The organism is Streptomyces sp. NPDC056160 (genome assembly GCF_042268205.1).
Classification (GTDB): Bacteria; Actinomycetota; Actinomycetes; order Streptomycetales; family Streptomycetaceae; genus Streptomyces.
Window position 1 is genome coordinate 1 of the sequence record NZ_JBHJUW010000280.1, and the last position, 4,299, is coordinate 4,299.

The following is a 4,299-nucleotide window of genomic DNA, read 5'->3' on the forward strand; positions in this document are numbered from 1 at the left end:
CGGGCGGTCCCCCCCGGGGCCGGCCGGCGGGGGTCAGTCCTCGTCCGCGTCCTCGGCGTTGCGGAACGGGACGGTGACGGTGATGCCGACGCTCGGCTTGCGGTTCTCCTCGTCACCCGCGAGCGGGTCGTTGTGGATGATGTCCTTCTGCATGGGAGCTTCTCCTCTCCGTGAGGTGTTCGGCGGTGCGGTGCTCCCCGCTCCGGGCGGAGCGGGGCGTCTGGGGGCGGCGCGGGCCGCGCAGTTCCCGGTCGAGGAAGAGCACGGCCCGGCGCAGTACGGTGACGTGGTCGCCGCCGTCGTAGCCGTCGTGGCCGGAGTCCAGCCACAGCGCCTCGTGCCGGACCGAGGCGGCGTCGAGCGCGGCGAGGTAGCCGCGGACCTGGCCGGGCGGGCATTTGGCGTCATGGGTGGCGGCGGCCACCAGCAGAGGGGCGCGGACCCGGTCGGCATAGTGGATGGGGGAGCTGCGCGCGTAGCGCTCGGGGACCTCCGCGGGGGTGCCGCCGAAGAGCCGTTCGTCCAGGGCGCGCAGCGCGGGCGTGGTGGTGCGGTGGGCGGCCGCGCAGTCGGCGACCGGTTTGACCGCGACGCCCGCCTGCCACAGACCGGGGCGGGTGCCGAGGGCCAGCAGGACGAGGTAGCCGCCCCAGGAGGTGCCCCACAACCCCACGGCGTCCGCGCGGACGAGCCGCCGTGCCACGAGGTCGGCGCGCACGGACGCCAGGTCCTCGACCTGGGTGAGGCCGACTCCCGCGCCGAAGGCACGCCGCCAGCGCGGACCGTACCCGGTGGAGCCGCGGTAGTTGACGCGGGCCACGGCGAAACCGGAGGCGACCAGGGAGTGCACGACGCCGTCGTAGGCGTCCCGGTCGTGGTCGGCGGGGCCACCGTGCACCAGGAACACCGCCGGGACCGGGCCGCGCGCGTCGTCGGGCAGGCTGAGCAGGGTGTGCACGGGCCCGTCGGGTCCGGGCGTCCACACGTCCCGGTGGGTGCCGGGCACCCGGTCGGCGGCCGTGGGCAGCACGGGCAGCGGGGTGTTCCGGGTGGAACACAGCCGGGGCGGCCGGCCGGTGGACGTCCAGAGGTAGTGGAGGTCGCCGCCGGGCCGGGTGGCCGCGTCCAGCAGGGTGCCCGGCGGGGTGGGGACCGGGGTGAGGGTGCGCGCGGTGAGGTCGGCGCGGTGCAGGGCGGAGCGGCCGTGGCGGTCCTGGCGTACCAGCACGGACCGGCCGTCCGGCTCCCATCCGGCGGTGATCTCGGTGTCGAAGGAGCACCAGTCGTGCACGGCGGGACCGGTCGCCGGCCGCCAGGTCACCAGGATGTACCCGTCCTCGCACTCGCGGACGAGGAGCAGTTCGTCGCCGTCCCCGCCGGGCGCGAAGCCCAGCGACCACAGCCGGCCCGCGCCGCCGCCGGGCAGCACCGCCGCCACGGTGCCCTCGCCGGTGAGGACGGTGACGGCGTCCGGTCCGGCCAGGGCGAGCAGCCCGCCCGTGGGGGTGATGCCGGTGAGCGTGGCGTGGCCGTCGATCCGGGCGACCGTGCGGGCCGTGCCACCGCGCGGGCCGGTGTGGACGGTGGTGGCCCGGCCGTCCCCGAGCGCGACGGCGACGGTGCCCCGGTCGCTCACCGCCAGGCCCCTGGCCGGTCCCGTCGGCACGTCCGTCAGTCCCGGCCGGTCGGGTCCGCCGGCGAACGGCTGGAACCGCCACCGTCCTGACCCGCGGGCGTCCTCGTCGAACCACCACACGTGCGCGTCCCGGTCGATCGCACCGTGCAAGGTGCCCCGGGGGCGCCGGGTGACCTGCCGTGCGCGGCGGGCGACGGCGTCCCAGGCGAACACCTCGCACCGGCCCTCGGCGTCCGCGGTGAACACCATCTTCGCCGGATCGCCGGCGCACACCTCCGGCAGGGCGGCCCGGTAGACCTGGTAGCCGCCGTTCACGCGGTCGCCCTCGCAGCCAGGACGTCGCGCACCGGACGCCGGGAGGTGTGGACCGCCAGCAGGGCCATCGCCACCCCGCAGGCGACCGCGGGCGCGGCGGTGGAGACCCGGTCGGCGAGGGCACCGGACAGCACCGGCGCCACGGCCGCGGTGCCGGTCGTCGCGGTGGCCAGGACCGCGCCGGTACGGGCCTGCAACGCGAGCGCGGTGACCTGCAGGGCACGTGCCTGGAGCAGCACCGAGGCGAGCGGCATCAGCAGGCACACCAGGCTGAACAGCAGCCCGTACGCCCATGCTCCGGTGGCGGTGGCCAGGGCGGCGGCGAGCGGGACGAGCAGCCAGGTCACGCCGGTCACCACCCGTGCGGCGCCGAGCCGCCCGGCCACCCTCGGCGCGGCCAGCGCCCCCGCGAGGCCCGCGGCCCCCGAGGCGGCGAGCACCGCGCCGAGCACGGCCCCGCCGTGGCCGCCGCGCTGGAGGGTGAAGACGGCCTGGTAGTACAGCGCCACCACGACGAGGTTGACCGTGGCGCTCCACACCAGGACCAGGCGCAGCAGCGGGGAGGAACGCACCAGGCGCAGCCCGGCCGCGCCCTCCCGCAGCAGTGACTCGCCGCGCTCGGCCGGAGCCGTCGCGGTGAGGTCCGTGCGCATGGCGCCCACACATACCGCGCTGACCACGTAGGAGAGGGCGTCGGCGAGGAACGGGAAGGCGCGGGCGGCCTGGTAGAGCACACCGCCGAGCGCCGGGCCGGTGATCAGCGCGCCTTGGTCGGCGGCGGCGAGCCGGGAGACCGCCCGGGGCTGCTCGGGGCCCGGGCAGACCAGCGCGACCGTCCCGCGCGCCGCCGCCTCGAAGCAGGCGGTCGCGAACCGCTCGACGAGCACGGCGGCGAGGACCAACCCCAGCGGCGGCCTGCCGGTGGCCAGCGCGAGGGCCACGCAGCCCATGGCGAGCGCGGCGACGACCGCCGACCCGAGCATCACGCGCTTGCGGGCGCCCCGGTCGACGGGCACGGCGACCAGCGGGCCCAGCACCAGCCCGAGGGCGGTGGAGACGCCGGCGATCAGGCCGACGACCTGGGGCGAGTTGCCCAGCCCCAGCAGGAGCAGCGGAAGGACGGCACCCGACGCCTGGCTGCCGACCCCGTCGGCGGCGTTCGCCCACCACAGGAGCCGGAAGTCACGTAACCCCGCCCGCTGGTGGGACGGTCGTGCGGTTGACACTGGCCGTTCCACGGAGCACCTCACCAATGTGGCGAAAACGTGGAGATGGTGTGGGGAGAACGAAACGAGCGGGATCGTATTCCGGCCGGAACAAGCACCACAAGAGCCCCTCCTGACTGGCCGGATCCGGGCGTTGCCGCAGGGGGCGGAGACCCGGTCGGCCGCACAGGGAAATGGGGGATGATCGTTCCGCCGCAGGAAGGCGCAGGGCTCCCCTTTTCCAGGAGGAACGCGCGAGAGCCGCCGCGTCCGGTCGGAAAGGGGGACGGCTGCGCGCCGGGAGATGCGGTGCCGCTTCGTGCGGCAGGAAAGGCTCCCCGGGGACGCTTTCGGCCGAGAATGTTCGCCGCGGCGACCGGACACCGCCGGGGTCGGCGGCGGCGAACCCCGCGGGGACCGGTCACCGCCGGGGTCGGCGGCAGCGGACCGGGAGGCGAGCCGGTTGCGGCGAGTCAGGGGCCCGGTGGGGTACGGCCGCGGAGGGGCGAGAGGCAGGCGCGGCGTGCATGGCACAGGCCGGCGTTGCCGCCGGCGTCCCGCCGTCCCGGCGTATGACCGCGATCTTCCCTGGCGGCAGGTCCGCCATCGAGGCCGAGTCGCCTTCAGACGGCGCCTGAGCAGACCGGCGAGGTGATTGACGGTGCGCGTGGAAAGCGGCGGGCCGGGTGCGGGGATGCGGCCGGGGCTGCGGGGGCGTGGGCCGGGGGGCTTGTGCTGTGGTCACCCGTTCGGGTGTGTCCTGGTCACCCGATGGCGTGTGGTGGCTGTCGTCCGGGGTGTCGTGTCAACGGGTCGTGACGGGGCGGGAGTCGTGGGACGGGCGGGCCGGTTGGGCCGGGGCTGGGCCGCCGACGTGGGAGCGCGGGGCCTGTGGGGGCCTTTAGTATGGCGTGACAGGTGCGTGGGCTGTCGGGGTGACGGTCTGGTGCGGGTGTCCCGGTGGGGTGCTCCCGGGTTGTCGCCCAGATGAGAACCCCGGCCCGATTACGGCGGGCCGGGGTTTCTCGTCATGCGCCTGGTGGTGGAGCCCCGGCCCGATTACGGCGGGCCGGGGTTCTCCGTCCTGCGGCGTGGTGCGTGTGGTGCGGTGGTGGGGCTGTTCTCAGTAGTCGCCCCTGTCGC

2 protein-coding genes are annotated in these 4,299 nt (G+C 75.9%); both read right to left on the reverse strand.

Annotation, left to right across the window (positions count from 1 at the left end; translation table 11 throughout):
• Positions 1–112 precede the first annotated feature (112 nt).
• Entirely contained in the window at positions 113–1,885 is a 1,773-nt protein-coding gene (locus tag ACFC02_RS41825) for an alpha/beta hydrolase family protein (protein WP_376368149.1), read from the reverse strand.
• Between the two features lie 62 nt (positions 1,886–1,947).
• The gene (locus ACFC02_RS41830; RefSeq protein ID WP_376368147.1) at positions 1,948–3,189 is read right to left on the reverse strand and encodes an MFS transporter; all 1,242 of its coding nucleotides are present in this window, start codon (positions 3,187–3,189) and stop codon (positions 1,948–1,950) included.
• Positions 3,190–4,299: the final 1,110 nt, after the last annotated feature.

Bases quoted from the DNA above. Each gene is read 5' to 3' on its own strand.
- ACFC02_RS41825 (WP_376368149.1), bottom strand. From the start codon at position 1,885: ATGGTGTTCACCGCGGACGCCGAGGGCCGGTGCGAGGTGTTCGCCTGG.